General features: G+C 65.0%; 22 protein-coding genes and 1 pseudogene. 14 read left to right on the top strand and 9 right to left on the bottom strand.

Annotation, left to right across the window (positions count from 1 at the left end):
• Positions 1-66: 66 nt before the first annotated feature.
• The 6 genes from ade to RHIZ70P_RS20795 all read left to right on the top strand — a co-directional run bounded on the left by ade (position 67) and on the right by RHIZ70P_RS20795 (position 3628).
• Complete coding sequence (gene ade / locus RHIZ70P_RS20820; protein WP_115672408.1) at positions 67-1761, top strand: adenine deaminase; 1695 nt, start codon at positions 67-69, stop codon at positions 1759-1761.
• Positions 1762-1818: 57 nt separating this feature from the next.
• Positions 1819-2082, top strand: coding sequence for a type II toxin-antitoxin system Phd/YefM family antitoxin (locus RHIZ70P_RS20815; RefSeq protein ID WP_115672406.1), 264 nt, complete (start codon positions 1819-1821; stop codon positions 2080-2082).
• Between the two features lie 3 nt (positions 2083-2085).
• Positions 2086-2352 (top strand): Txe/YoeB family addiction module toxin, encoded by a 267-nt coding sequence (locus tag RHIZ70P_RS20810; protein ID WP_115672404.1) that lies wholly within the window; start codon positions 2086-2088, stop codon positions 2350-2352.
• 8 nt (positions 2353-2360) lie between these two features.
• Complete coding sequence (locus RHIZ70P_RS20805; protein WP_235842303.1) at positions 2361-3143, top strand: potassium channel family protein; 783 nt, start codon at positions 2361-2363, stop codon at positions 3141-3143.
• Positions 3079-3267, top strand: a complete 189-nt coding sequence (locus RHIZ70P_RS23350; protein WP_328588202.1) for a DUF4160 domain-containing protein — start codon at positions 3079-3081, stop codon at positions 3265-3267. The genes RHIZ70P_RS20805 and RHIZ70P_RS23350 overlap by 65 nt, the downstream gene beginning before the upstream one ends.
• Before the next feature lie 115 nt (positions 3268-3382).
• Positions 3383-3628: a DUF2442 domain-containing protein gene (locus RHIZ70P_RS20795; RefSeq protein WP_115672400.1), complete on the top strand. Its 246-nt coding sequence runs from the start codon at positions 3383-3385 to the stop codon at positions 3626-3628.
• A gap of 3 nt (positions 3629-3631) precedes the next feature.
• Here RHIZ70P_RS20795 and RHIZ70P_RS20790 read toward each other — a convergent pair whose 3' ends face one another.
• The gene (locus tag RHIZ70P_RS20790) at positions 3632-5296 is read right to left on the bottom strand and encodes an alpha-glucosidase family protein (protein ID WP_115672398.1); all 1665 of its coding nucleotides are present in this window, start codon (positions 5294-5296) and stop codon (positions 3632-3634) included.
• Between the two features lie 301 nt (positions 5297-5597).
• On the opposite strand from RHIZ70P_RS20790, the gene RHIZ70P_RS20785 reads away from it, so the two are divergent.
• Positions 5598-6665: a glycosyltransferase family 4 protein gene (locus tag RHIZ70P_RS20785; protein ID WP_115672396.1), complete on the top strand. Its 1068-nt coding sequence runs from the start codon at positions 5598-5600 to the stop codon at positions 6663-6665.
• 18 nt (positions 6666-6683) lie between these two features.
• On the opposite strand, the gene der is transcribed toward RHIZ70P_RS20785, so the two are convergent.
• From der to RHIZ70P_RS20770, 3 genes are all read right to left on the bottom strand, one after another.
• Entirely contained in the window at positions 6684-8111 is a 1428-nt protein-coding gene (gene der, locus RHIZ70P_RS20780) for a ribosome biogenesis GTPase Der (RefSeq protein WP_115672394.1), read from the bottom strand.
• Positions 8112-8149: 38 nt separating this feature from the next.
• Positions 8150-8821 (bottom strand): tetratricopeptide repeat protein, encoded by a 672-nt coding sequence (locus tag RHIZ70P_RS20775; protein WP_115672392.1) that lies wholly within the window; start codon positions 8819-8821, stop codon positions 8150-8152.
• 119 nt (positions 8822-8940) lie between these two features.
• A complete protein-coding gene (locus RHIZ70P_RS20770) occupies positions 8941-9519 on the bottom strand; it encodes an NnrU family protein (protein WP_115672390.1) in 579 nt (192 codons plus the stop codon).
• 127 nt (positions 9520-9646) lie between these two features.
• On the opposite strand from RHIZ70P_RS20770, the gene RHIZ70P_RS20765 reads away from it, so the two are divergent.
• Positions 9647-10642, top strand: a complete 996-nt coding sequence (locus RHIZ70P_RS20765; RefSeq protein ID WP_115672388.1) for a polysaccharide deacetylase — start codon at positions 9647-9649, stop codon at positions 10640-10642.
• 377 nt (positions 10643-11019) lie between these two features.
• On the opposite strand, the gene sbmA is transcribed toward RHIZ70P_RS20765, so the two are convergent.
• Both sbmA and RHIZ70P_RS20755 read right to left on the bottom strand, forming a co-directional pair.
• On the bottom strand, positions 11020-12282 hold the full coding sequence (gene sbmA, locus RHIZ70P_RS20760; RefSeq protein WP_115672386.1) for a peptide antibiotic transporter SbmA: 1263 nt from the start codon (positions 12280-12282) through the stop codon (positions 11020-11022).
• 165 nt (positions 12283-12447) lie between these two features.
• Complete coding sequence (locus RHIZ70P_RS20755) at positions 12448-13617, bottom strand: YbfB/YjiJ family MFS transporter (protein WP_115672385.1); 1170 nt, start codon at positions 13615-13617, stop codon at positions 12448-12450.
• A 180-nt stretch (positions 13618-13797) separates the two neighbouring features.
• Here RHIZ70P_RS20755 and RHIZ70P_RS20750 point away from each other — a divergent pair, with 180 nt between their 5' ends.
• Positions 13798-14028: a hypothetical protein gene (locus tag RHIZ70P_RS20750; RefSeq protein ID WP_115672384.1), complete on the top strand. Its 231-nt coding sequence runs from the start codon at positions 13798-13800 to the stop codon at positions 14026-14028.
• Between the two features lie 32 nt (positions 14029-14060).
• Here RHIZ70P_RS20750 and map read toward each other — a convergent pair whose 3' ends face one another.
• Both map and RHIZ70P_RS20740 read right to left on the bottom strand, forming a co-directional pair.
• On the bottom strand, positions 14061-14810 hold the full coding sequence (gene map / locus RHIZ70P_RS20745; protein WP_115672383.1) for a type I methionyl aminopeptidase: 750 nt from the start codon (positions 14808-14810) through the stop codon (positions 14061-14063).
• Between the two features lie 54 nt (positions 14811-14864).
• Positions 14865-15911, bottom strand: a pseudogene (locus RHIZ70P_RS20740) (LLM class flavin-dependent oxidoreductase).
• 214 nt (positions 15912-16125) lie between these two features.
• Here RHIZ70P_RS20740 and RHIZ70P_RS20735 point away from each other — a divergent pair.
• From RHIZ70P_RS20735 to xdhC, 4 genes are all read left to right on the top strand, one after another.
• Positions 16126-16899 (top strand): 3-hydroxybutyrate dehydrogenase, encoded by a 774-nt coding sequence (locus tag RHIZ70P_RS20735; RefSeq protein ID WP_115672381.1) that lies wholly within the window; start codon positions 16126-16128, stop codon positions 16897-16899.
• Between the two features lie 32 nt (positions 16900-16931).
• Positions 16932-18401: a xanthine dehydrogenase small subunit gene (xdhA, locus tag RHIZ70P_RS20730; RefSeq protein ID WP_115672379.1), complete on the top strand. Its 1470-nt coding sequence runs from the start codon at positions 16932-16934 to the stop codon at positions 18399-18401.
• A gap of 674 nt (positions 18402-19075) precedes the next feature.
• Entirely contained in the window at positions 19076-21412 is a 2337-nt protein-coding gene (gene xdhB / locus RHIZ70P_RS20720) for a xanthine dehydrogenase molybdopterin binding subunit (protein WP_115672375.1), read from the top strand.
• Positions 21413-21755: 343 nt separating this feature from the next.
• Positions 21756-22553 carry a xanthine dehydrogenase accessory protein XdhC gene (gene xdhC / locus RHIZ70P_RS20715; protein WP_115672374.1) on the top strand — a complete coding sequence of 266 codons (798 nt, stop codon included), beginning with the start codon at positions 21756-21758 and terminating at the stop codon, positions 22551-22553.
• Between the two features lie 95 nt (positions 22554-22648).
• Here the strand turns inward: xdhC and RHIZ70P_RS22850 are convergent, their stop codons facing one another.
• Entirely contained in the window at positions 22649-22891 is a 243-nt protein-coding gene (locus tag RHIZ70P_RS22850; RefSeq protein ID WP_147294037.1) for a hypothetical protein, read from the bottom strand.
• Positions 22892-23000: 109 nt separating this feature from the next.
• Between RHIZ70P_RS22850 and RHIZ70P_RS20705 the strand changes: the two genes are divergently transcribed.
• Positions 23001-23915 (top strand): LysR substrate-binding domain-containing protein, encoded by a 915-nt coding sequence (locus RHIZ70P_RS20705; protein WP_115672371.1) that lies wholly within the window; start codon positions 23001-23003, stop codon positions 23913-23915.
• Positions 23916-24056: the final 141 nt, after the last annotated feature.

Raw genomic sequence — 24056 nt, 5'->3', positions numbered from 1 at the left:
TGCCCCTTCCCCCGCCCCTTCCCTCCCCGCTACACTCCCCTTGAACCGGAATCGGAGTGACTGCGCATGAGCACCTTGGAAAACCGCATCGACCAGGGCATGGGCCGCGCGCCTGCCGACATCGTTCTGAAGAACGGTCGCTTCTTCGATCTCGTCACTGGCGATCTGATCCCCTCCGACATCGCGCTCTGCGGCGACACCATCGTCGGCACCGGCGAAAGCTATGAGGGCCGGGAAGAAATCGATATATCCGGCAAGATCGTCGTGCCCGGCTTCATCGACACCCATCTGCACATCGAATCGTCCCTCGTCACGCCGCACGAATTCGACCGCTGCGTCCTGCCTTATGGCGTCACCACCGTGATCTGCGACCCGCACGAGATCGCCAACGTGCTCGGCACCGAAGGCATCCAGTTCTTCCTCGATTCGGCCGAACGGACGATCATGGACATCCGCGTCCAGCTCTCCTCCTGCGTGCCGGCCACGCACCTGGAAACCTCCGGCGCCGATCTGCCGATCGAACGGCTCTTGCCCTTCCGCCACCATCCGAAGGTGATCGGGCTTGCCGAATTCATGAACTTCCCCGGCGTGATCCACAAGGATCCGATCTGCCTGGCCAAGCTCGAGGCCTTCCAGGACGGCCATATCGACGGCCATTCGCCGCTCCTGTCCGGCCGCGACTTGAACGGCTACCTCTCCGCCCGCATCCGCACCGACCACGAATGCACCAATGTGCCCGAAGCCATGGAGAAGATCCGCAAGGGCATGCACATCCTGGTGCGCGAGGGTTCGGTGTCGAAGGACCTGCACGCCCTGATGCCGATCCTCACCGAACGGCTCTCGCCATTCCTCGCGCTCTGCACCGACGACCGCAACCCGCTCGACATCGCCGAGGAAGGCCATCTCGACTACATGATCCGCACCGCGATCGCCCATGGCGTCGACCCGATCGCCGTCTACCGCGCCGCCTCGATCTCGGCGGCGAGAGCCTTCGGCCTGCGCGACCGCGGCCTCGTCGCCCCCGGCTGGCGCGCCGACCTCGTCGTGATCGACAGTCTCGAAAGCTGCAAGGCCGAGGTGGTCTTCTGTGCCGGCCGGCGCGTCACCGACGCCCTGTTCGCCACCCGCGAAGCCGTCGCCCCGGTCGGGCTCGACAGCGTCAAGGCCCGCATCGTCAAGGCCGCCGATTTCGGCGTGCCGGTCACCGACGGTGAAACCCCGGTCATGGGCGTGCTGCCGGGCAAGATCATCACCGAATACCGCCGCTTCCGCCTGCCCTCCAGCGGCAACCAGACCACCGTCGACCTCGACCGCGACATCATCAAGGTCGCCGTCATCGAGCGCCACGGCAAGAACGGCAACCATGCCAACGGCTTCGTCCAGGGTTTTGGCCTGAAGAAGGGCGCGATTGCCTCGACGGTCGGCCATGACAGCCACAATATCTGCGTGGTCGGGGTTAGCGAGGACGACATGGCGATGGCCGCCAATCGCCTCGGCGAGATCAAGGGCGGCTTCGTCGTCGTGGAGGACGGCAAGGTCACCGGCGAGATCGCCCTGCCCGTCGCCGGCCTGATGAGCCTCGAGCCCTTCGAGACCGTGCGCGACACGCTCCATCACTTGAGAAAGGCCGCCTATGCCCTTGGAACGACTCTCCAAGAGCCCTTCCTCCAGGTCGCCTTCCTGCCGCTGCCGGTCATCCCGCACCTGAAGATCTCCGACAAGGGCATGGTCGACGTCGACAAGTTCCGGCTGATCGGGTGAGCGGCTTGTGAGATGTCGCGACCTGTACTATATTCGGTACAAGTCAGGAGGCCTGTGATGGATACGGTATTCTTCTCGAAAGCCCGGGCGGAGCTTGCCGGACTGCTCGACAAGGTGAACGAGGATGCGGCCGCAGTGGAAATCGTCCGGCGCGACAAGCCGTCGGCGATCCTGATCGGCAAGGAAGAGTATGAAGGCATGATGGAGACAATTCACCTTCTGTCTTCCCCGGCCAACGCCGCGCGCCTGCTTAAGGCGCAGTCGGAGATCGAGGCCGGGCAGTTCACCGTTCGCGACATTCCGCTTGAGCGCAAGGCCTGAACCATGCAACTCGCGTTCACCGAGGACGCGTGGGCGGACTATCTGTATTGGCAGGAAACCGACCGCAAGACGCTGGCGCGCATCAACAACCTTCTTCGCGATGCGCTGAGGAACCCCTTCACAGGCATCGGCAAGCCCGAGCCGCTGAAAGGAAGCCTCAAGGGCTTCTGGTCGCGCAGGATCAGCCAGGAGCACCGTCTGGTCTATCGGCTCACGGAGGGCGATGCCGATCAAGTGCTGGTCGTCGCCCAGTGTCGCTATCACTACTAGGAAACATGATGCCTCCCCAGCCCGCCGCGCCTACATCCCTCCGCCAGCGCCTCGCCCGCCTCTATTTCGGTGAGGATGCCGCGGCGATCCGGTTCCAGTTCGCGCTGATGGTGATCGATCTTGCCATCATCGCCTTCTTCCTCGCCGGTCCCTACCTGCGCGACCGGCCGAGCTATCTGGTCATCGACTATCTGATCGCCTTCTGGATCGCCGCTGAATTGTTCGCACAGTGGGCGATCGCATCCTCGACACGGCGCATGTTTGCAAAGCCGATCGTCTGGGTGGACCTCTTCGTCCTCTGCACGCTGCTTTTCCCGCAATGGCTGTTCAACTTCGGCTTCCTGCGCGTGGCCCGCATCTGGGCAGTCGCACAACGGCCGGTCTTCAAGCTGATGCTGCGGCGCCTCGGCCTGCGTGAACAGGTCGATGTCGTCACCGCCTTCATCAACCTCTTCGTCTTCCTCTTCCTGGTGACGGGCTTCGTCTACACCTTCTTCTTCTACCGCGAGGACGCCGGCACCGGCTTCATCGACGCCTTCTATTTCACCGTGGCGACCGTCACGACCACAGGATTCGGCGACATCACGCTTCCCGGTACCTTCGGCAAGCTGACCTCGATCGTCACCATGATCATCGGCATCTCGCTCTTCGTCCGCCTCGCCCAGGCGATCGTCCGGCCCTACAAGGTCACCTTCCCCTGCCCGGAATGCGGCCTGCAGCGGCACGATGCGGATGCCGTGCACTGCAAGGCCTGCGGCCATATCCTCAACATCCCCGACGAGGGGCTTTGAGCGAGGCGCGCACGATGCCGGTGGTCCTTCGCATAGACGGTTATATTTCTTCTTCTACTCGAACGAAGGTGACCCTCGCGAGCCGATCCACGTGCATGTCCGGCGCGGCGGTTCGGAGGCCTAGATTTGGCTGGAGCCGACGATCGGAGTGGACGAGAGCAAAGGCTCCAACAGCAGGGAGCAATCTGCTATCCTGCGCATCGTCATCATTCACCGCATTCTGATCGAAAAGGCGTGGCGTGATTATTTCGGCAACTGAGGTTCGGTTCGATAGTGATACCATGTGGGTCTCGCTCGATGACGGCCGGGTGTTGGGCGTGCCGCTGGCCTGGTTTCCCAGACTTCTCCTCGCGAGCCCCGAACAACGCCTTGCCTATGAACTCAGCGCCGGCGGCATCCACTGGGATGGACTTGACGAAGACATCTCGGTTGCCGGCCTGATCGCCGGGCGTGGCGACCGGACGATCAATCGCCCGGCCGCCTGATCCTCAGATCCGCGCGCAAAAGCCGTCCAGCGCCTCGATCAGCACGACGCCATCGACCAGGCTGCCGGAAAGGCCGGGCATGGCGACCAGTTCCTTGATCGCGATGCGCTGCGGCAGCGTCACCTCCTGCGGACCGCGCCTCAGGTTGAAGACGAAGAGCAGCCGGTCCTCGCCCTTCTTGCGGGTGAAGGCGAGCACGTCCTCGTCGAGATCGAGGAACTCCATGTCGCCGTCGGCAAGCGCGGCATGCGCCTTGCGGAAGGCAAGCGTATGCCGGTAGTGCTCGAGCACCGAGCCTTCCCTGCCGTCCTGCGTGTCGACCGCAAGTGCTGCATGCTCGGCCGGCACCCTGAGCCAGGCCTTGGCCGCCGTGGTGAAGCCGGCATGCGGCTTTGCCGAAACCCAGGGCATCGGGGTGCGGCACCCGTCCCTCCCCTTGAAGGCCGGCCAGAAGCGGATGCCGTAGGGATCGGTCAGGTCCTCGAATTGGAGGTCCGCCTCCGGCAGTCCCAGTTCCTCGCCCTGGTAGAGGCAGATCGACCCGCGCAGCGTCGAAAGCACGCTGACGGCGAGCTTGGCCACGGCCTCCCGCTCCTCGCCGTTCTGGGCAAACCGGCTGACATGGCGGTTGACGTCATGGTTGGAAAAGGCCCAGCACACCCAGCCGTCGGCGACGGACTTGTGGAAGGCGTCGACGCAATGGCGAATATGGTTCGGCGTGAAGTCCGGACCAAGCAGATCGAATGTGTAGCACATGTGCAGCTTGTCGCCGCCGGCGGTATAGGCCGCCACCGTCTTCAGCGAGCGCGCCCCGTCGCCCACTTCGCCGACCGAGGTGCGGCCGTCATACTGGTCGAGAAGCGCGCGGAACCGCTTGAGGAAGCCGATATTCTCCGGCTGGGTCTTGTCGTAGAGATGGCTCTGCATGCCGTAAGGATTGACGTCCGGCGCATCGAGCCCCGCCTCCTCGCTGTCGGGCACATGCGCCGGGTTGTCGCGCAGTTCCTTGTCGTGGACATAATAGTTCACCGTGTCGAGGCGGAAGCCGTCGACGCCGCGCTCCAGCCAGAACCTGACCGCATCGAGCAACGCCTGCTGGACGTCTCGGTTGTGGAAATTGAGGTCCGGCTGCGAGGCGAGGAAGTTGTGCATGTAATACTGCTTGCGCACCCCGTCCCACTCCCAGGCGGGACCGCCGAACACCGAAAGCCAGTTGTTCGGCGCCGTGCCGTCCGGCTTGGCGGCGGCCCAGACATACCAGTCGGCCTTGGGATTGTTGCGGCTCGCCCGGCTCTCCTTGAACCACGCATGCTGGTCGGACGTATGCGACAGCACCTGGTCGATGATGACTTTCAGCCCTAAGCGATGGGCCTCGGCCATCATCGCGTCGAAATCGGCAAGCGTGCCGAACATCGGGTCAACGTCGCAATAGTCGGAAACGTCATAGCCCATGTCGGCCATGGGCGAGGTGAAGAAGGGCGAGAGCCAGATGGCGTCGACGCCGAGCGAGGCGATGTAGGGCAGCCGCTCCGTCACGCCCTTGAGGTCGCCAATCCCGTCGCCGTCGGTGTCCTGGAAGGAGCGCGGATAGACCTGGTATATAACGGCGCCGCGCCACCAGTCGGCATTGCTCTTCTGGGGCTTGGCCTTGGTCGGGCTCTTCGTCATGCGCGCTCCTTGGGGGATGGGAAAACGGTGGGTGCGCCTGCGAATATAGGCCAAGCCGCGCCGGAGGCGAGGGCAGAAATCGCGTCGCCGGCAAGAGATGCAGTAAGCGCGGCCCCCTCTTCCTGCGTCACGGGCCTGACATGCGGCTGTAACATTGCCCGCCCATAACGGCCTTGAACGATGAGGGCACCTTTTGAGTCCCGAGGCCCTCCCCGCGCGCGCGGGCTTCCAAGGGGACGCCACGCGGGCAAACGGCGATGTGCGCCGCCGGCCCGCAACCCGAGAGAACAGCGACCGCGCCATGCCCAAGATCATGATCGTCACCGATGCCTGGCACCCGCAGGTAAACGGCGTCGTCCGCTCGATCGAGACGACCAACCGCGAACTGGCGGCCATGGGCTACGAGGTGGCGATGATCACGCCCAAGCCGTTTCCCAGCATCCCCATGCCGACCTATCCGGAAATCCGCCTGTCGCTGGCCACCTACGGCCAGATCGCCCGCCGGATCGAGGCGGAAAAGCCCGACTTCATGCACATCGCCACCGAGGGCCCGCTCGGGCTGATGGCGCGTCGCTGGTGCCTGAAGAAGCACATGCCGTTCTCCACCAGCTACCACACTCGCTTTCCCGAATATGTCCGCACCCGCGTGCCCGTGCCGCTCGGCTGGCTCTATGCCTATGTGCGCTGGTTCCACAATCGCGGCGGCGCCTGCATGGTGGCGACCGAGAGCCTGAGACGGGAACTGGCGGCCAAGGGCATCGCCAATCTCTGCCTGTGGAGCCGCGGCATCGACCTTGCGCTCTTCCATCCGCGGCCGCAGAGCGATCAGCCCTTCGGGCTTACCCGTCCGATCTTCATGACGGTCGGCCGCGTCGCGGTCGAGAAGAACCTGCCCGCCTTCCTCGATCTCGACCTGCCCGGCTCCAAGGTGGTGGTCGGCGACGGACCGGCCCGCGCTGAACTTGAGGCTCGCTATCCGGACGCGCATTTCACCGGCGTGAAGTTCGGCGAGGATCTGGCCAGGGCCTATGCCGAGGCGGATGTCTTCGTCTTCCCGTCGAAGACCGATACCTTCGGCAACACCATTCTCGAGGCGCTCGCCTCCGGCATCCCGGTCGCCGCCTATCCGGTCACCGGCCCCGCCGACATCATCCCCGAGGCGAGCGGCGCCGGCGCGCTGGACGAGGATCTCGGCAAGGCCTGCCTTGCCGCGCTCAGTCGATCGCGCGAAGAGGCACGCCACCTCGCCGAAGGCTTTACCTGGCAGGCGGCGACGAAACAGTTTCTCGACAATGTCATCGAGGCGAAGACGCAGGCCAAGCGGCGGCGGCTGTCGCTGCGACTGCCGGTCCGCCCGGCGGATGCCTGACGACGCAGCCCTTGTCGGTCAGCGCTTCTTCTTGCGGTTTTCGAACGGGTTCTCCGCCGCCTTGAAATGGATGCGGATCGGCACGCCCGGCATATCGAAATCGGCGCGCAAGCCGTTCGTCAGATAACGCACATAGCTTTCCGGCAGAGCATCGGCGCGCGTGCAGGAAATCATGAAGGCCGGCGGGCGCGCCTTCACCTGGGTCATGTACTTGAGCTTGATGCGCCGGCCCGACACGGCCGGTGGCGGATGCTGGACCTGGGTATGTTCGAGCCAGCGGTTGAGCTTGGCGGTGGAAATGCGCTTGTTCCAGATGCGGTCGGTGTCGATGATCGCCTGCATCAGCTTGTCGAGCCCGTAGCCCGTCTGGCCGGAGATCGGCACGGCGCGGATGCCGCGCGCCTGCGGCAAGAGCCGGTCGGTCTTTTCGCGCAGTTCGGCGAGCACCGCCTGCGGGTCTTCGACCAGGTCCCATTTGTTGAAGGCAATCACCGCGGCGCGGCCCTCGCGCAGCACCAGATCGACGATCTGCAGGTCCTGCTTCTCGAACGGGATGGTCGCGTCGAAGACGATGACCACGATCTCGGCAAAGCGGATGGCGCGCAGCGCATCGGCGACGGAGAGCTTTTCCAGCTTCTCCTGCACGCGCGCCTTGCGGCGCATGCCGGCGGTGTCGAACATCTTGATGGTGCGGCCGCGCCAGTCCCATTCGACGGAAATGCTGTCGCGGGTAATGCCGGCCTCGGGGCCGGTCAGAAGCCGGTCCTCGCCGAGGAAGCGGTTGATCAGCGTCGACTTGCCGGCATTCGGACGCCCGACGATGGCGACCCGCAGGGGCTTGGTCTCGTCATATTCCGGCTCGATGTCCTCGCCAGCCTCGTCGCCGACTTCGTCGGGCGAAACCCGAACATTGGTTTCCGCCTCGTCGATCTCTTCCGGGAAGGCGCGCTCCTCGCCGATCGCCGCAACGATCGCATCGCGCAGGTCGATCATGCCCTGGCCATGTTCGGCCGAAACCGGCACCGGCTCGCCAAGGCCGAGCGTGAAGGCGTCGTAGAAGCCGCCGTCGGAGCCCTTGGCTTCGGACTTGTTGGCGACCAAGACCACCGGCTTGCCGCTGCGGCGCAGCAGTTCGCCGAAGGTCTTGTCGAGCGGGGTGAGGCCCGCCTTGGCATCGACGACGAACAAGGTCAGATCGGCCTCGTCGATCGCCGCCTCGGTCTGGGCGCGCATGCGGCCCTCGAGCGTGTCCGGCCCGGTCTCCTCGAGACCGGCGGTGTCGATGATGGTGAAGCGAAGGTCGATCAACTTGGCGTCGCCCGGGCGACGGTCGCGCGTGACGCCCGGCGTGTCGTCGACAAGCGCCAGCTTCTTGCCCACCAGACGGTTGAACAAGGTCGACTTGCCGACATTCGGGCGCCCGACGATGGCGACGGTAAAACTCATGACTGGTCGTGTCCTTCCGGCGTTTCCGCCTTGTCGGCTTACGGCGCCTTGCCGGAAGCCTTGATGGTGTCGAGCATCATCTGCGCCCGGCTGGCGACATTGCGCGGCGCTTCGGTGTCCTCGGTGATCTGCGTGAACCACTCGCGCGCCTTGGTCATGTCTCCGGCCTTGTAGGCCGCAAGACCAAGCGCTTCGCGCGCCGAATGGCGCAGCGCGTCGCGCGGTGTCGCCATGGCCTCGACTTCCGCCGAGACCTGTTCATAAGTGCCGGCGTCGATCAGCAGCCAGGCCGCGCGCATGCGGGCGACGTCACGAATGACGACCGGAACGGAGCTGTCCTTGCCGATCTCGGAAAAAGCCTTGATGGCACCGGTCGCATCGCCCTTTTCCGCCTCGACGGTGGCCGAGCGCATGCGTGCCAGTACCGCATAGGCGCCGTAACCATCGGTTTCCAGCGCGGCAAGTGCTGCCTGCGCCTCGTCTGCCTTGCCTTCATTGGCCAGTGTCAGGGCGGCCAGGAACTTGTCGCCGGCATCTGACGACTGGCTCTCGTGCCAGTATTCATAGCCGCGATAGCCGGCGGTGCCGACGACGATCAGCAAGGCAAGGGCAATGACGAACCGGCCGTAATTCTTCCACGCGCTGCGGAACTGGTCGGAGCGCAGTTCCTCGTTCACTTCGCGGATAAAGCTGTCGTTGTTATCAACCATGAATGCTTCCGGACCGGCCGGCCTTTCGATGCAATGGGATGCGTGAGCGGCCTTCTAACCGATTTTTCCGCTCTTGTAAGCGGAAAACGGCAGGAAGGCCGGTTGTCGGATGCGATGCCCTACATGGGCAAGGGCGCGACGCCGAACAGAAGCGCGTGCAGCTTCCAGACGAACAAGCCGTAGACCGCCAGGCCGACGACCACGGCCGCGAGGTCCCACTTGGCCGAAACGAACGGGCGAAGGGTCACTTCGCCGGCGCGCTGGCGGCGCTTCAGCGAGATGCGGGTAATCACGCCCCAGGCGAGGAAGGAACCGAACAGCAGAACGGACGCCAGATCGCCGTTGGAAAGAAGATGGGCAAGCGCCCAGATCTTCACCGAAAGCACCATCGGGTGCTTGGCCTTGGTGGCGATATGGCCGGCCGGAAGCAGGCCCGCGACCAGACAGATCACCGCGAACAGCATCAGCGTCAGCGTCAGGTGGGTCATGCCCTTCGGCGGAAACCACAGGTCGACGACCGGCGCCTGCTGCCAGCCGTAGATCAGCACGACCAGCGCCAGAGTGCTGGCGATCCCATGCACGGCCTTCCAGCCGTTCTCGCCGAACTTCTGCACCATGGCGCGACGGAAACCGGGCGCAACGATGCGGATCATGTGCGTGCCGATAAAGAGAATGATCCCGAGGATCAGGATTGTCATGGATTGCACCCCAATTGAACTTTCGTATCCATGGCATAAAGGTCCCGGACGGGAAATTCCAGCCTGTTCAAAGCTTCGCCGCATTTGGCTGACAGGAACCCCTCTTGATTTTTTCCAGGTTTTTCCGATGTCGCGTTCCCTTGCTGCCGTTTGTCTCGCCCTCCTCCTCGCCCCGCCGGCCCTGGCCGAGCCCCAAGCCCTGCCGGAGCCGGCCCGGCCGAAACAGCTGCTGCTGATCTCCTTCGACGGCGCGCATGACAATGCGCTGTGGGAAAAGAGCCGCGACATCGCACGCCGCTCAGGCGCCCATTTCACCTACTTCCTCTCCTGCACCACGCTGATCCCGCGCGAAAAGGCCAAGGGCTACAAGGCGCCGGGCATGAAGGCCGGCCGGTCGAACATCGGCTTTGCCCCGACGGTGGAGGATGTCGCCATCCGCCTCGACCACGTCTGGAACGCCCGCCAGGAGGGCCACGAGATCGCCAACCATGCCTGCGGCCATTTCGACGGCAAGGACTGGTCGAAGGACGACTGGTTGTCCGAGTTTCATACGTTCCGCGACGTCGTCACCCAGGCCTGGAAGGCGAACGGTCTCGCCGACCGCGAACCGGACGGCTGGGCGGCCTTTGCCCGAACCGGCATTCGCGGCTTCCGCGCCCCCTATCTGTCCGCCCCCGACAGCCTGGTCGCGGCGGAAAAGGCGTTCGGCTTTGCCTATGACGCGAGCCTCGTCACCAAGGGGCCCCTGCCGCCCGGCGAGGACGGATCGCTCCTCCGCTTCGGCCTGCCGCTCATTCCCGAAGGTCCGCAGAGCCGCAACATCATCGGCATGGACTACAATCTCTTCGTCCGCCATTCCGCCGGCCTGGACAACCCCTCGCAATCGCAGGAATTCGAGGCGCGCACCTATGCGGCCTTCAAGGCCGCCTTCGACAAGCAGTACGAGGGCGAGCGCATTCCGCTGCAACTGGGCTTTCATTTCGTCGAGATGAACGGCGGCGCCTACTGGCGGGCGATGGAGCGGCTGGTGACCGACGTCTGCCACCGCGCCGACGTCGCCTGCGTCAGCTATTCGCAAGCGATCGACCTTCTGGCGAAGCAGCCGACAAGCCCCCGCTCCTGATTCCGGGACGGGGAAGATTTTTCCGACCTCGCCAGAAATTGACGCGCGCGATCAGCCACATGGGCAAAAACCGCCGCCGTTGTTTTCCCCGCGCGCCGCGATCCGACCTATCCTGCATGGGTCATCGGACGGGGCACCGGGTCGCGAACCGGCTCCTCCACCTCTTCGAGGCTCGGTGCCGATGACGGTCGTGACGGCAGGGTTTGGGCGGAAACAATGACGATCCCCGCAAGACCCGAAGGCAGCCGGCATGATCGGGGCAGGCGGAAAGCCTGATACCAATCTCCCTATCCACCCCGCCTGCCCCCTCCCCAAATGCGAAACCGCGCCGGATCGCTCCGACGCGGCCAAAGGCGCATGGTCTCTCAAGCCTTGGATCAGTCGCGGCCGAGCACTTCACCCTGTCCGGCCAGATATTCCTGGTCGATCTCCGGCAGCGGCTCGTTGTCGATCGCCGCTTCGAAGGCGCGCAGGCGCTTGTAGATCGACAGCAGTTCGACGATCGTCGTCCACGAATTGACAAGATACTGGAACGAACTGCGGACCTGGTCGAAGACGTTGTTGATCTGAGTCATCAGGCCGAGCGTGAGCTTGCCGGCGACGATGGAAGGTACCAGCACGATCAGACTGAACAGGTTGTCGGCCTGGAGATAGAAGATGCGGGCGACATTGAAATACATGTAGTGGAAATAGAGGCGGAAATAATTGCGCCGGACATTGTCGAACAGTTCGGCGACGGTCAGCGGCTTGGCGCGGTTCGGGTCGTCCTCGCCATAGACGAGTTCCTTGCGGTAGGATGCCTCGACGCGCTGGTTGCGGAATTCCAACCCCGGCAGCTTGATGCCGACGGCTGCGAGAAAGACGGTGCCGAACACCGACCAGAAGATCGCCGCCCAGACCAGCGCATGCGGAATGCTGCCGATCAGCGGCAATTCGGTAATGTTCTCACCGAGCTTGAACAGAACCGGCAGGAAGGCGATCAGCGTCATCACCGAACTGACCAGATTGACACCGAGCGCCTCGACAGTGGAGGAAAACCGCATCGTGTCTTCCTGCACGCGCTGCGAGGCCCCCTCGATGAAGCGCAGCTTCGGCCAGTAGCTCATGTAATATTCGTTCATCGCCCAGCGCCAGCGGAAGATCCAGTGGCTGACGAAGAAGCGGCTGAGCACGCCGATGGTGATCGCCACGAAGGCGATGCCGGCAAAGCCCAGCATGCCCATATAGAGCTGAGCCGCCGTGACCGAGCCCGGCGTCGAAAGCGCCTTCTGGATCATGTCGTAGAACGGCCCGTACCAGGCATTGATGGCGACTGAGACCTGCACCGAGAAATAAGTGGTGAAGATGATGAGCGCGCTGCCGAGCACCGACCACATCTGCCAGCGATGCGGGCTGACGATGAACCACACCGCGCTGAACAGCAGCACGACGACGGTGTAGTAGATATAGAACCACAGGAAGGGCGCCGACCAGAAGGCCGAGACACCGATCGGCGGCTCCTGGCCCTCCGCCAGCGGCGGCAGGCCGATCAGCGTGCCCCAGCCGCTGGCATCGCCATACCAGATGAGGATCGCGGCCAGCGACCAGAGGGCCGCGGAGGTGAAAAACAGGCGCGGTTGCGGAAAAAATGATTTGAACACGGGGACAGCTGCTTTCTCGGCGGGGGACGGAAGGGCCTTTGAAACCCGGTCTTTGGCGCGAAACTAGGGCAGAAAAAAGTGGCCAGCAATGCCATCAACCGAATGTGACGAATTTGGCCGCCGCCAATTCACAGTTTCGCACCGTCCCGCTGTACCCCTGTCATTTCAGGGTAGCCGCCGCAGCACCGGCAGGATGAGCCCTGCCGAGGCCAGAAGCACCAGCGCCGCCACCAGGCTCGGCGCGGAAAAGCTTCCCTTACGCTCCGCCAGCCAGCCGGCGACCAGCGGGCCGAGGATCTGGCCGATGCCGAAGGCGGCCGTCATGAAGGCGAGCGCCCGGCGCTGGCTTTCTGGCGAAAGCGCCCGCCCGAGCCGGAGGCCATAGGCGGTGATGATCATGAAGGTCGCGCCGAGCAGTGCCCCGCCGATCAGCGGCGCCGCCGGCTGCGGCAGCGCGACGGAGGCGAGCACTCCGATCGCCTCGATCAGCAGGCCGGCGAGATAGGCGCCGCCGAGCCCGATCCTGAGCATCACCGGCCGCCAGGCAAACAGCGAGGCTGCGGCCGCAAGGCCGGTGACGAACCAGGTGAGGAATTCCACCGTCGCGCCGGCATTGCCCATCCGCGCCATGGTGACGATGAAGGTCGCGGTCACCACATAGCCGAAACCGAACAGCCCGTAGGAGAGCGTCGTGAGCACCACGGCCGGGCTCCACACGATCGGCGGCTCGCGCGGGATCTGCGAGGCCTGGATGGGGGAGCGCGGCAGGAGCCGGGCGACGACGACGAAGACAGCGAACGCGATCGCCGCGCCCACCAGCCAGTCGGCCCGCCAGCCGAATCCCGAAAGGCCGACCAGCATGACCATCAGCGACGAGGCGGCGATGCCCAGCCCGACGCCGGAAAAATGCGCTGACTGCACCGCCTCGCTGCCGGCGCGCGCGGCGTGCCCGAGCACGATCGAGGTGATGAAGATCATGGAAAACGCGCTGGCGACGCCCGACAGGAAGCGCAGCACGACGAAGGCGGCGACCGAATGGGTCACGCCCATGCCGGCGAGGAGGACGGCGGTCGCCAACAGCGCCGCAAGCCCGATCAGCCGCTCGCGTCCGGCCGCCCAGCCATAGGCGCCGGCCACCGCACCGGCGAGATAACCGGTGAAATTGGCGGCGGCGACGATCCCGGCCTCGGTCGAGGATAAGCCCAGATCGGCGATCATGCCGGGCAGGATCGGCGTGAAGGAAAACCGCCCGAACCCCATGGCGGCCGCCATGGCAAGAGCCCCTGCAAGGGCGGTGGACACGAGATGGCGGCGGTCGGTCGAGGCTGTCGTCATGCGCACGCTTATTGCATCGCGCAAGACCCTCGACAAACCACAAATTCTGATTGCCGATTCAACGGCAAGCGATCGATTGCCCGCTGTCGCGGGACTTCGCCCGGCGCCGGTTCGCAATCCCCGGCTTGCCCCGGCCGCAAAAATCGCTAGTGGAGGGACAACCAATCCAAGGAGTGCCCCATGAGCGACCTCACCCTGAGCCAGGCTATCGACAATATCTACACCTCGATCAACAACGACAACGAGGACATCGACCTCCACATCGCCGCGCTGAAGGCGGCCATGGCCCGCGAGGGCGTCAAGGAAGCGGTGTTCGAGCCGGCCAAGCTCGCCCAGTCCAACCGCCAGGGCCGCAAGATCATGCAGTCCTACTTCAAGAAAAAGGGCGTCGCCGTCGCCTTCTCCGCCTGAGATCCAGCGGCTGGCGCTCTGCCGTCGGGGCGTCAGTCGGCGAGCGTCAGGACGATTGGGCCGTTCCGGGTGACGACGATGGTGTGCTCGAACTGCACGGTCGGCGCCTTCGGGTCGCTGTAGAGCGTCCAGGGATCGTCGCCGTCCTCGGCCCACAGGCCGCCGAGCGACAGGAAGGGTTCGATGGTGAAGACCAGGCCTTCCTCCATGATCCGCGTTTCGTCCGGATCCGGCCAGGTGGACAGTTCCTTCGGCTCCTCGTGCAGCGAATGGCCGATGCCGTGGCTCGCCAGGTTCTGGATCAGCGTGTAGCGGTTCTTTTTGGCGAAGGTGCCGATGGCATTGCCGATATTGACCATGGGCTGGCCGGTGCGCACCTGGTTGAGGCCGACCCACAGCGCCCGCTTGCCGTCGCGCAAGAGCTTTTCGATCTTCGGCTTGGCCGGCGGCACGATGAAGGACGAGCCGGTATCGCCGAACAAGCCGTTCTTCACCCCCGACACGTCGATATTGACCAGGTCGCCGGCGGCAATCTTGCGGTCGCCGGGAATGCCGTGGGCGATTTCCTCATTGACGCTGATGCAGGTGGCGCCGGGAAACTCATAGCAGAATTCCGGCGCCGACTGCGCGCCCGCATCCTCCAGCACCTTGCGGCCGATCTGGTCGAGCTCGCGGGTGGTGATGCCGGGCTCCAGCGCCGCCCCCATGATCTTCACCGCGCTCGCGCAGATCCGGCCGATGTCTTTGAGGCCGTTGAGGTCGTCTTCGCTGGAAACAATCATCGTGCGTCATCCGGGCCGAACGCCCGCTCTTTGTCATTCTGGGATGGCGGGTGCTTACGCCCCCGCTTCCGACGGGGTCAACGCCTTTCTCACCAGCGGCGCGACTTTTGTGCCGTAGAGTTCGATGCCGCGCATGATCTCGCGGTGCGGCATCGGGCCGATCGCCATCTGCAGCAGGAAGCGGTCGTTGCGGAAGATCCTGTGGTTGGCGACGATCTTTTCCGCCACCGTCTCCGGATCACCGACGAAGAGCGCCCCGCTCGGCCCCCGCGACGCGTCGAAATGCGCCCGGCTGGTCGGTCACCAGCCGCGCTCGCGGCCGATGCGGTTCATCACGACCGCCTGCGGCGCGTAGAAAATGTCGGCGGCGCTCTCGTTGCTGTCGTGGATGAAGCCGTGCACGTTGATCGAGGTCTTCAGCGCCTTTGGATCGACGCCGGCCTTGGCGCCGCTTTGACGGTAGAGGTCGAACAGCGGGGCAAAGCGGTGCGGCTCGCCGCCGATGATGGCGAGCGCCAGCGGCAGGCCGAGATAGCCGGCCCGCGCCGCCGATTGCGGGGTTCCGCCGATGGCGATCCACAGCGGCAGAGGATCCTGCAAGGGCCGCGGATAGACGCCGCGCCCGGCAATCGCCTTGCGGGTCTCGCCTTCCCAGGTGACCACCTCGTTCTCGCGGATCTCCATCAGCAATTGCAGCTTTTCGGCAAACAGCAGGTCGTAGTCCTCGAGGTCGTAGCCGAACAGCGGAAAGCTCTCGATGAAGGAGCCGCGTCCGGCCATGATCTCGACCCGGCCGTTCGACAGCAGATCGACGGTCGCATATTGCTGGAAGACCCGCACCGGATCGTCGGAGGAGAGCACGGTGACCGCGCTCGACAGCCGGATGTTCTTCGTCTTCACCGCCGCGGCGGCGAGGATGGTCGCGGGGGACGAGGCCATGTAGTCGGGACGGTGATGCTCGCCGAGACCGAAGACGTCGAGGCCCACCGCGTCGGCGAGCTGGATTTCCTCGAGCAGGTCGTCGAGGCGGCGCTTGGCCTCCGCACCCTTGTTGGCCGCGTTCGGATCGACATCCGCGAAAGTGTAAAGCCCGAGTTCCATCTGAGTGCGTCTCCTTGAATAGACGAAACAGATAGCGCCGGAACCCGTCCGGGCCAATGCCGCCGGCGAAGACGCACTGTTCGACTAAGAGCACGGACACAGGAATGCTTCTTCCGCATTTAAAAACGCAATTGCCAGCCCGCGCGATTCGGGCATAACCTTTCCTGTCTATTGCGGCGCAACAGAACGCCGAGCTGATCGGGAGAGGCTTTACATGAAGAGAACCGTCGTCGTCACCGGATCGACCAGCGGCATCGGCCTGGCCATCGCGCGCGCGTTTGCCGCCCAGGGCGACAATATCGTCATCAACGGCTTTGGCGATGCCAGCGAGATCGAGGCGATCCGTCAGAGTCTCGAAGTGACGGGCAGCCGCGCGATCTACCACGGCGCCGACATGTCGAAGCCGGAGGAAATCGAGGACCTCATGGCGACGGCCGCCCGCGAATTCGGCATGGTCGACGTTCTCGTCAACAATGCCGGCATCCAGCATGTCTCGGCCGTCGAGGATTTCCCGACCGAGAAATGGGACCAGATCCTCGCCATCAATCTGTCGAGTTCCTTCCATACCATCCGGCTTGCCGTTCCGGCGATGAAGGAAAAGAAGGCCGGCCGCATCATCAACGTCGCCTCCGCCCACGGCCTGATCGCCTCGCCCTTCAAGTCGGCCTATGTGGCCGCCAAGCATGGCATCATGGGGCTGACCAAGAGCGTGGCGCTGGAACTGGCCGAATGCGGCGTGACGGTGAACGCCATCTGCCCCGGCTATGTGCTGACACCGCTCGTCGAAAAGCAGATCCCCGACACGGCCAGGGCACGCGGCATATCCGAGGCGCAAGTGAAATCCGACGTGATGCTGAAATTCCAGCCGACCAAGGAATTCGTCGCCGTGGAGGACGTGGCGGCCGTGGCGATCTTCCTCGCCAGCGACGCGGCCAGACAGATCACCGGCACACATATCTCGATAGACGGCGGCTGGACCGCGCAATAACATCGGCCGATGGGCCCAAGAGAAGACAAAGCATGACTGATTGCATCCGTTTCATCCTGAACGGCGAGGATGTCGCCGTCTCGAACTTCGAGGCGACGGAGACGCTGCTCGACTTCCTCAGGCTGAAACGCCGGCTGACCGGCACCAAGGAAGGCTGCGCCGAGGGCGACTGCGGCGCCTGCACCGTTCTGGTCGGGCGGCTCGACGGCGGACGCCTCGCCTATGAAACGGTCAACGCCTGCATCCGCCTCCTGGGCTCCCTCAATGCCACCCATGTGGTGACGGTCGAGCATCTCGCGGCCGAGAACGGCATGCTGCACCCGGTCCAGCAGGCCATGGTGGACTGTCACGGCTCGCAATGCGGTTTCTGCACACCGGGTTTCGTCATGTCGCTCTACGGCCTGTGGCTGTCGAACGACAAGCCGTCGCGCGCCGAGATCGAGCGCGCACTGCAGGGCAATCTCTGTCGCTGCACCGGCTATGAGCCGATCGTCAAGGCGGCCGAACAGGTCGCGCGCACCCGCCCGAGCGCGCTGTTCGACCCGCTGGAGCGCGACCGCACCAACATCATGGCACGACTGTGGACCCTGCAGGGCAGCGACACGATCACCGTGGTCAAGAACGACCGCCGGCTGATCGTGCCCGGTTCGGTCGCAGCGCTCGCCGACCTGCTGGCCGAGGAGCCCGAAGCCACCATCGTTGCCGGCGCGACCGATGTCGGCTTATGGGTCACCAAGCAGATGCGCGACCTCAATCCGGTGATCTTCATCAACCACCTCACCGACCTGCAGATGATCGCGTCGGACGACCGCGCCATCACCATCGGCGCCGGCGTGAGCTATTCCCGGGCCTTCGACACGCTCAAGGCCGAGATCCCGGCGCTCGGCCGGCTGATCGAGCGGATCGGCGGCCAGCAGGTGCGCAACATGGGCACGATCGGCGGCAACATCGCCAACGGCTCGCCGATCGGCGACACGCCTCCGGCGCTAATCGCGCTCGGCGCCTCCGTCCGTCTGCGCTCGGCCTCGGGTAGCCGCGAACTACCGCTCGAGGACTATTTCATCGACTACGGCAAGCAGGACCGCCGCGCGGGAGAATTCGTCGAGAGCATCCGCGTGCCGCGCCCCGAGGCCGGCAGCCACTATGCCGTGCACAAGATCTCCAAGCGCCGCGACGAGGACATTTCCGCGCTGTGCGGAGCCTTCCACCTGGCGCTTGCCGAGGACGGCACGGTTTCCCACATCCGCATCGCCTTCGGCGGCATGGCCGCCACCCCCAAGCGCGCCCGCGCGGTGGAAGCCGCCCTTTTCGGCAAGCCGTGGAACGAGACGACGATCACGGCCGCCCGCGACGCCTTCGATCAGGACTACAAGCCGCTCACCGACTGGCGCGCGACGGCGGAGTATCGCCAACTGACTGCGAAAAACCTGCTGACGCGATTTTTCCTGGAGACGACTGGCGCGCCGCAGGAGTTGAAGCGGTTTGCAGAGGAGGAGGTGTGATGGGCATTTTCGGCCACCCCCTCGGTTTGACGTCGGGTCTGCCCTTCACTGGGGATCGGAGGTGGGGCCTGTCCCGCACGCTTAACAAGATGTCGCTACTGCTTCCCAACCCCGGCAAGAAGTCGGGGCTTCCCCCCGCTATGGGCAAAACCTGGGGTCTGCCCCTCACCCTAACCCTCTCCCCGCAGGCGGGGAGAGGGGACGTGGCCGCGGCGCTTGCCGCGGGTCTCCTTCTCCCCGCCTGCGGGGAGAAGGTGGCCGGCAGGCCGGATGAGGGGCAGCCAGCGGACGGTGAAGGCACGACAACTGCCGTTCACCGACGGCTACGCGACGTTCCCCCGCCACACAAAGCGGACCCGCGGCACCCCCCTCTGTCGGCTACGCCGACATCTCTCCCTCAAAGGGGGAGATCGCCCGCCACCGCCGGCGCCAGCTTCCACATCAATATCGGAGCTTTGGTGATCAGGAAGGGCGGACCGTTCGCTGAAAACCACAAGACGAATTCTCGACAGCAGGTTTCGGTGGGCATGCCGGCCGCGCACCGATCTCCCCCCTTGAGGGGGAGATGCCCGGCAGGGCAGAGGGGGGTGCGGCCACTCGCCCACAAACTTAAGATAGCGCGCCACCTTCTCCCCGTCGGGGAGAAGAGACGTCCGGCCGCAGGAGCCTGAGTGATGCATAAGCCGACCTTCGAGACCTACAAGCTGATCAACGGCCCGATGCACCAGTCGCTCCGGCATGATTCGGCGCACAAGCATGTCGCCGGAAGTGCCGAATATATCGACGATATTCCGGAACCAGCCGGCCTGTTGCACGGGGCGATCGGCATGGCGGACCGGGCACATGCGGAGATCCTCTCGCTCGACCTGTCCGAGGTGAAGGCCTATCCCGGCGTCGTCTCAGTGCTCACCGCCAAGGACGTGCCGGGCGTCAACGACGTCTCCTCCGGCGGCCGCCATGACGAGCCGCTGCTGGCGACGGACAAGGTGGAATTCCACGGCCAGCCGGTTTTTGCCGTCATCGCCGAAACCCGCGATGCCGCCCGCCGCGCGGCGCGCCTCGCCAGGATCGAATACCGCGACCTGCCCTTCTGGACCGATGTCGATGCCGCCCTCGAAAACGACGCCCCGCTGGTCACCCCCGGCATGGTGCTCAAGCGCGGCGAGCCGGAGGCCGAGCTCGACAAGGCCGAGCATCGCCTGAAAGGCTCGATGCGGATCGGCGGCCAGGAGCATTTCTATCTCGAGAGCCACATCGCGCTCGCCATTCCCGGCGAGGACGACGAGGTGGCGCTGTGGTCCTCGACCCAGCATCCGTCCGAGATCCAGCACATCGTCGGCCATGTGCTCGACATTCCGAGCCATGCGATCACCGTCAACGTGCGGCGCATGGGCGGCGGTTTTGGCGGCAAGGAAACCCAGGGCAACCAGTTTGCCGCGCTGGCAGCCCTCGCCGCCAAGAAGCTCAACCGCGCGATCAAGTTCCGCCCCGACCGCGACGAGGACATGGCGCTGACCGGCAAGCGCCACGACTTCCGCATGGACTTCGACGTCGCCTTCAACGGCGACGGCCGCATCCACGCGCTTACCGCCAACTTCGCGGCCCGCTGCGGCTATTCGGCCGATCTCTCCGGCCCGGTCACCGACCGCGCGCTCTTCCACGCGGATTCGAGTTACTTCTATCCGCACGTCAAGCTGACCTCGCAACCCTTGAAAACCCATACGGTTTCCAACACGGCGTTCCGCGGCTTCGGCGGCCCGCAGGGCATGCTGGGCGGCGAGCGCATCATCGAGGAGATCGCCTACCAGCTGGGCAAGGATCCGCTCGAGATCCGCAAGGCGAATTTCTATGGCGATGTCGGCTCCGGCCGCAATGTCACGCCCTATCACCAGACGGTCGAGGATAACATCATCGCCCGGGTGGTCGAGGAACTGGAGACCTCCTGCGACTACCAGGCGCGGCGCCGGGCGATCATCGAGTTCAATCGGACGAGCCCCGTCATCAAGAAGGGCATCGCGCTCACCCCGGTGAAGTTCGGCATATCCTTCACCATGACCGCCTTCAACCAGGCCGGCGCGCTTGTTCACGTCTATCAGGACGGCTCGATTCATCTCAACCACGGCGGCACCGAAATGGGCCAGGGCCTCTACACGAAGGTCGCCCAGGTCATTGCCGAATGCTTCCAGGTCGATGTCGAGCGGGTGAAGATCACCGCGACGACGACCGGCAAGGTGCCCAACACCTCGGCGACAGCCGCCTCCTCCGGCACCGATTTGAACGGCATGGCGGCCTATGATGCCGCCCGACAGATCAAGGAACGCCTCGTCGCCTTCGCCGTCGAGCATTTCCAGGTTCCGCCCGATGAAGTCGAGTTTCTCCCGAACCGGGTACGCGTCGGATCGAAGGAAATCCCCTTCCCCGACCTCGTCCGCCAGGCCTATTTCGCCCGAGTCCAGCTCTCGGCCGCCGGCTTCTACAAGACTCCGAAAATCCACTGGGACCGCGCCGCCGGCCGCGGCACGCCGTTCTACTATTTCGCCTATGGCGCGGCGTGCTCGGAAGTGTCGATCGACACGCTGACCGGTGAATATCTAATGGACCGCACCGACATCCTGCACGACGTCGGAAAGTCGCTCAATCCGGCGATCGACATCGGCCAGATCGAGGGCGGCTTCGTTCAGGGCATGGGCTGGCTGACGACGGAGGAACTGTGGTGGGACGCCAAGGGAAGGCTTCGCACCCATGCGCCGTCGACCTACAAGATCCCGCTCGCCTCCGACCGGCCAAAAATCTTCAACACGCGGCTGGCCGAATGGTCGGAAAATGCCGAGCCGACCATCGGCCGCTCCAAGGCCGTCGGCGAGCCGCCGCTGATGCTGGCGATCTCGGTGCTGGAAGCGCTTTCCATGGCCGTTGCCTCGGTCGCCGACTACCGCCATTGCCCCCACCTCGATGCCCCCGCCACGCCGGAGCGCGTGCTGATGGCCGTCGAGCGGCTGAAGGGGATGTGATGGAAAAGGTCGCGGACCTCTTCTCCTCCTCGGGGAGAAGGTGGCGCCCAGCGCCGGACGAGGCGCGCGCGAGTGGTCTTGCGCATCGCCCCTCATCCGCCTGCCGGCACCTTCTCCCCGCAGGCGGGGAGAAGGGCGATCCGCGCCGGCTGATCGCCAGGGCCATGCCTCCAGGGAAACCGATCTCCCGACCGCTCCCTCCTGCGAGCTCCTTCGCTCCCGCGACAGCGGTCGGCCAGGCACATCAAGACATCAGCGGCCAAACGCCGAGGTCTCCGGTTCGTCCCTTCTCCCCGTCCAGACGGGGAGAAGGTGCCGGCAGGCGGATGAGGGGCATGCCGCGATGAATGCGCCGTCCCTCCCCGACTTCCTTACCGCCCATCCCGACGCCGTGCTCGTCGACGTCGCCGAGGCCAGGGGCTCGACGCCGCGCGAGGCGGGCGCCTTCATGGTGGTGGCTAACGATGCGCTGTTCGGCACGATCGGCGGCGGGCAGCTCGAATTTCTCGCCATCGACCATGCCCGCACGCTGCTTGCCAGCGGCGACCAGAGCGCCGCGCTCGACGTGCCGCTCGGGCCGGAAATCGGCCAGTGCTGCGGCGGACGCGCAAGGCTCGCCTTTACCCGCCTCGACGCTGCGGCAAGAGCCGCGCTCGTCGCCCGGCAGGGCGCGATCGACAGAACCTTCCCCGACGTCTTCGTCTTCGGCGCCGGCCATGTTGGGCGCGCGCTCGCGACAGCGCTTGGCCCCCTGCCCCTCGCCGTCACGCTCATCGAAACCCGCGACGTGCCCGAAGACGGTCTCCCTCCCGGCACGACGCTGCGCCGCGTGGCCATGCCCGAGGCGGAAGTGGCGACGATCCGTCCGGGTGGTGCCGCCGTCATCCTCACCCACGACCATGCCCTCGATTTCCTGATCGCCCGGGATGCGCTCGCCCGCCCGGACCTGGCCTATGTCGGCATGATCGGCTCGGCCACCAAGCGCGCCACCTTCGCCCGTTTCCTGGCGCGCGAGGGCGCCGAGCCGCATCTGATCGACAGGCTTGTCCTGCCGATCGGTGGAACGGCCCTGCGCGACAAGCGCCCCGCCGTGATCGCCGCCCTGGTCGCCGCCGAACTGCTGACCGGGCTGCTCGGCTGAACACAGCACCGCTGGCCGCGCTGAATCAATGTATGAAGGGCCGGAATCAGCTTGTCAGCCACACCTCTCATCCCATTGTTTCCAAGGAGTAATCCTCACACCGGACCGGAGCGCATCCAGTCGCCGTGACGGCGTCGGTCGAGCCAGTAGGCGTCCGTCCGGTCACGCGGCAGTCCATCCTGGGGCAGGCCGAGATCCCTCTTCACGCTGTCAGGCAGATCGTCGTCAGGCCCGCGGCGTGGCGTGAGCAGCCGCCGGACAAAGCGGCGGAGCGGCGCAAGAGCCTGTTGCGGGGCAAGCCCGGTGAGCAGGCGATAGTGGCGGATCGCTTGGAACATGGTCGTCTCCTTTCCATCCTGCGAAGGGTTGTGATGGAGAGAGACATGCGCCCGATTGTCGCCGTCATCCAATTCGAATACGGTAAGGACTCATAAAGAGAACTTATCCATGAAACTGTCGAAACAGTTCCCGCTCAATGCCCTTCGCGTGTTCGAGGCGGCCGCCCGGCACATGAGTTTCACGCGCGCCGGCGAGGAACTGGGCATGACCCAGACGGCGGTCAGCTACCAGATCAAGCTTCTCGAGGAGAATATCGGCGAGCCGCTGTTCCTGAGGAGCCCCCGACAGATCGCGCTCACCCAGACCGGCGAACGCCTGCTGCCGAAGGTGAGCGAAGGCTTCGGCCTTCTGGCCGAGGCGGTGGCGAATGCGCGCCAGAGCGGCAATGAGGTGCTGGAGATCCACTCCGCCCCCACCTTCGCCTCGCAATGGCTGGCCCGCCATCTCGGCAGCTTCCAGCTGCAGCATCCGCAGATCGCGGTGCGGCTGGTGCGCGGCGGCAAGATGACGGACTTTGCCCGCGACGGCGCCGACATCTCGATCCGCTGGGGCAGCGGGCCCTGGCCGGGGGTCACCTGCGTTCCCCTCCTCCCCGTCGATTTTTCGCCGATGCTGAGCCCGCAGCTCGCCGAAAGCATCGGTGGGATTAGACATCCGGCCGATCTGCTGCGCCTGCCGATCATCGGCTCCAGCGATCCCTGGTGGAAGATCTGGTTTGCCGAGGCCGGCATTGACGATCCGGACCTCGAGACCCACCGCGTCAATGACTTCGGCGAGCAGGACCTCGATGCGAGCGCGGCGCTCTCCGGCCAAGGCGTCGCCATCCTGACGCCGCTTCTCTATCGCGACGAGCTGGCGAGCGGCCGGCTCATCCAGCCGTTTACGCTGCGCGCCCGAGACGGCAAGGGACAATGGCTGATTTATCCTGAGAACCGCCGCAACGTGCCGAAGATCCGCGCCTTCCGCCAGTGGATCCTCAAGGAACTGGAAAGCGAGGGCGCCCGGATCGAGGACGGGGGCTAGCATACGGCGGGCCGCCCATCTCGCCAGCGGGACCGATGCCGGCACGGGCAAGGCACCGGCACGCAATACCCCGGCAAAAGCCTTGGGACACACCGCCCGCCCCTTCCCTCGCCCGCGTTTTTTGCGCAATGTGCGGTGCAA

Origin of the sequence: Paenirhizobium selenitireducens ATCC BAA-1503, assembly GCF_900492185.1 — a bacterium.
Lineage (GTDB): Bacteria > Pseudomonadota > Alphaproteobacteria > Rhizobiales > Rhizobiaceae > Allorhizobium > Allorhizobium selenitireducens_A.
Note: the sequence above shows the minus strand (reverse complement) of the source record. Positions and strands in the feature narration are given on the sequence as shown.

Excerpts from the sequence above, each read along its gene's own strand:
- ade (WP_115672408.1), top strand. The coding sequence starts at position 67 with ATGAGCACCTTGGAAAACCGCATCGACCAGGGCATGGGCCGCGCGCCT.
- RHIZ70P_RS20815 (WP_115672406.1), top strand. The coding sequence starts at position 1,819 with ATGGATACGGTATTCTTCTCGAAAGCCCGGGCGGAGCTTGCCGGACTG.
- RHIZ70P_RS20810 (WP_115672404.1), top strand. The coding sequence starts at position 2,086 with ATGCAACTCGCGTTCACCGAGGACGCGTGGGCGGACTATCTGTATTGG.
- RHIZ70P_RS20805 (WP_235842303.1), top strand. The coding sequence starts at position 2,361 with ATGCCTCCCCAGCCCGCCGCGCCTACATCCCTCCGCCAGCGCCTCGCC.
- RHIZ70P_RS23350 (WP_328588202.1), top strand. The coding sequence starts at position 3,079 with ATGCGGATGCCGTGCACTGCAAGGCCTGCGGCCATATCCTCAACATCC.
- RHIZ70P_RS20790 (WP_115672398.1), bottom strand. The coding sequence starts at position 5,296 with ATGACGAAGAGCCCGACCAAGGCCAAGCCCCAGAAGAGCAATGCCGAC.
- RHIZ70P_RS20785 (WP_115672396.1), top strand. The coding sequence starts at position 5,598 with ATGCCCAAGATCATGATCGTCACCGATGCCTGGCACCCGCAGGTAAAC.
- der (WP_115672394.1), bottom strand. The coding sequence starts at position 8,111 with ATGAGTTTTACCGTCGCCATCGTCGGGCGCCCGAATGTCGGCAAGTCG.
- RHIZ70P_RS20775 (WP_115672392.1), bottom strand. The coding sequence starts at position 8,821 with ATGGTTGATAACAACGACAGCTTTATCCGCGAAGTGAACGAGGAACTG.
- RHIZ70P_RS20770 (WP_115672390.1), bottom strand. The coding sequence starts at position 9,519 with ATGACAATCCTGATCCTCGGGATCATTCTCTTTATCGGCACGCACATG.
- RHIZ70P_RS20765 (WP_115672388.1), top strand. The coding sequence starts at position 9,647 with ATGTCGCGTTCCCTTGCTGCCGTTTGTCTCGCCCTCCTCCTCGCCCCG.
- RHIZ70P_RS20755 (WP_115672385.1), bottom strand. The coding sequence starts at position 13,617 with ATGACGACAGCCTCGACCGACCGCCGCCATCTCGTGTCCACCGCCCTT.
- RHIZ70P_RS20750 (WP_115672384.1), top strand. The coding sequence starts at position 13,798 with ATGAGCGACCTCACCCTGAGCCAGGCTATCGACAATATCTACACCTCG.
- map (WP_115672383.1), bottom strand. The coding sequence starts at position 14,810 with ATGATTGTTTCCAGCGAAGACGACCTCAACGGCCTCAAAGACATCGGC.
- RHIZ70P_RS20735 (WP_115672381.1), top strand. The coding sequence starts at position 16,126 with ATGAAGAGAACCGTCGTCGTCACCGGATCGACCAGCGGCATCGGCCTG.
- xdhA (WP_115672379.1), top strand. The coding sequence starts at position 16,932 with ATGACTGATTGCATCCGTTTCATCCTGAACGGCGAGGATGTCGCCGTC.
- xdhB (WP_115672375.1), top strand. The coding sequence starts at position 19,076 with ATGCATAAGCCGACCTTCGAGACCTACAAGCTGATCAACGGCCCGATG.
- xdhC (WP_115672374.1), top strand. The coding sequence starts at position 21,756 with ATGAATGCGCCGTCCCTCCCCGACTTCCTTACCGCCCATCCCGACGCC.
- RHIZ70P_RS22850 (WP_147294037.1), bottom strand. The coding sequence starts at position 22,891 with ATGTTCCAAGCGATCCGCCACTATCGCCTGCTCACCGGGCTTGCCCCG.
- RHIZ70P_RS20705 (WP_115672371.1), top strand. The coding sequence starts at position 23,001 with ATGAAACTGTCGAAACAGTTCCCGCTCAATGCCCTTCGCGTGTTCGAG.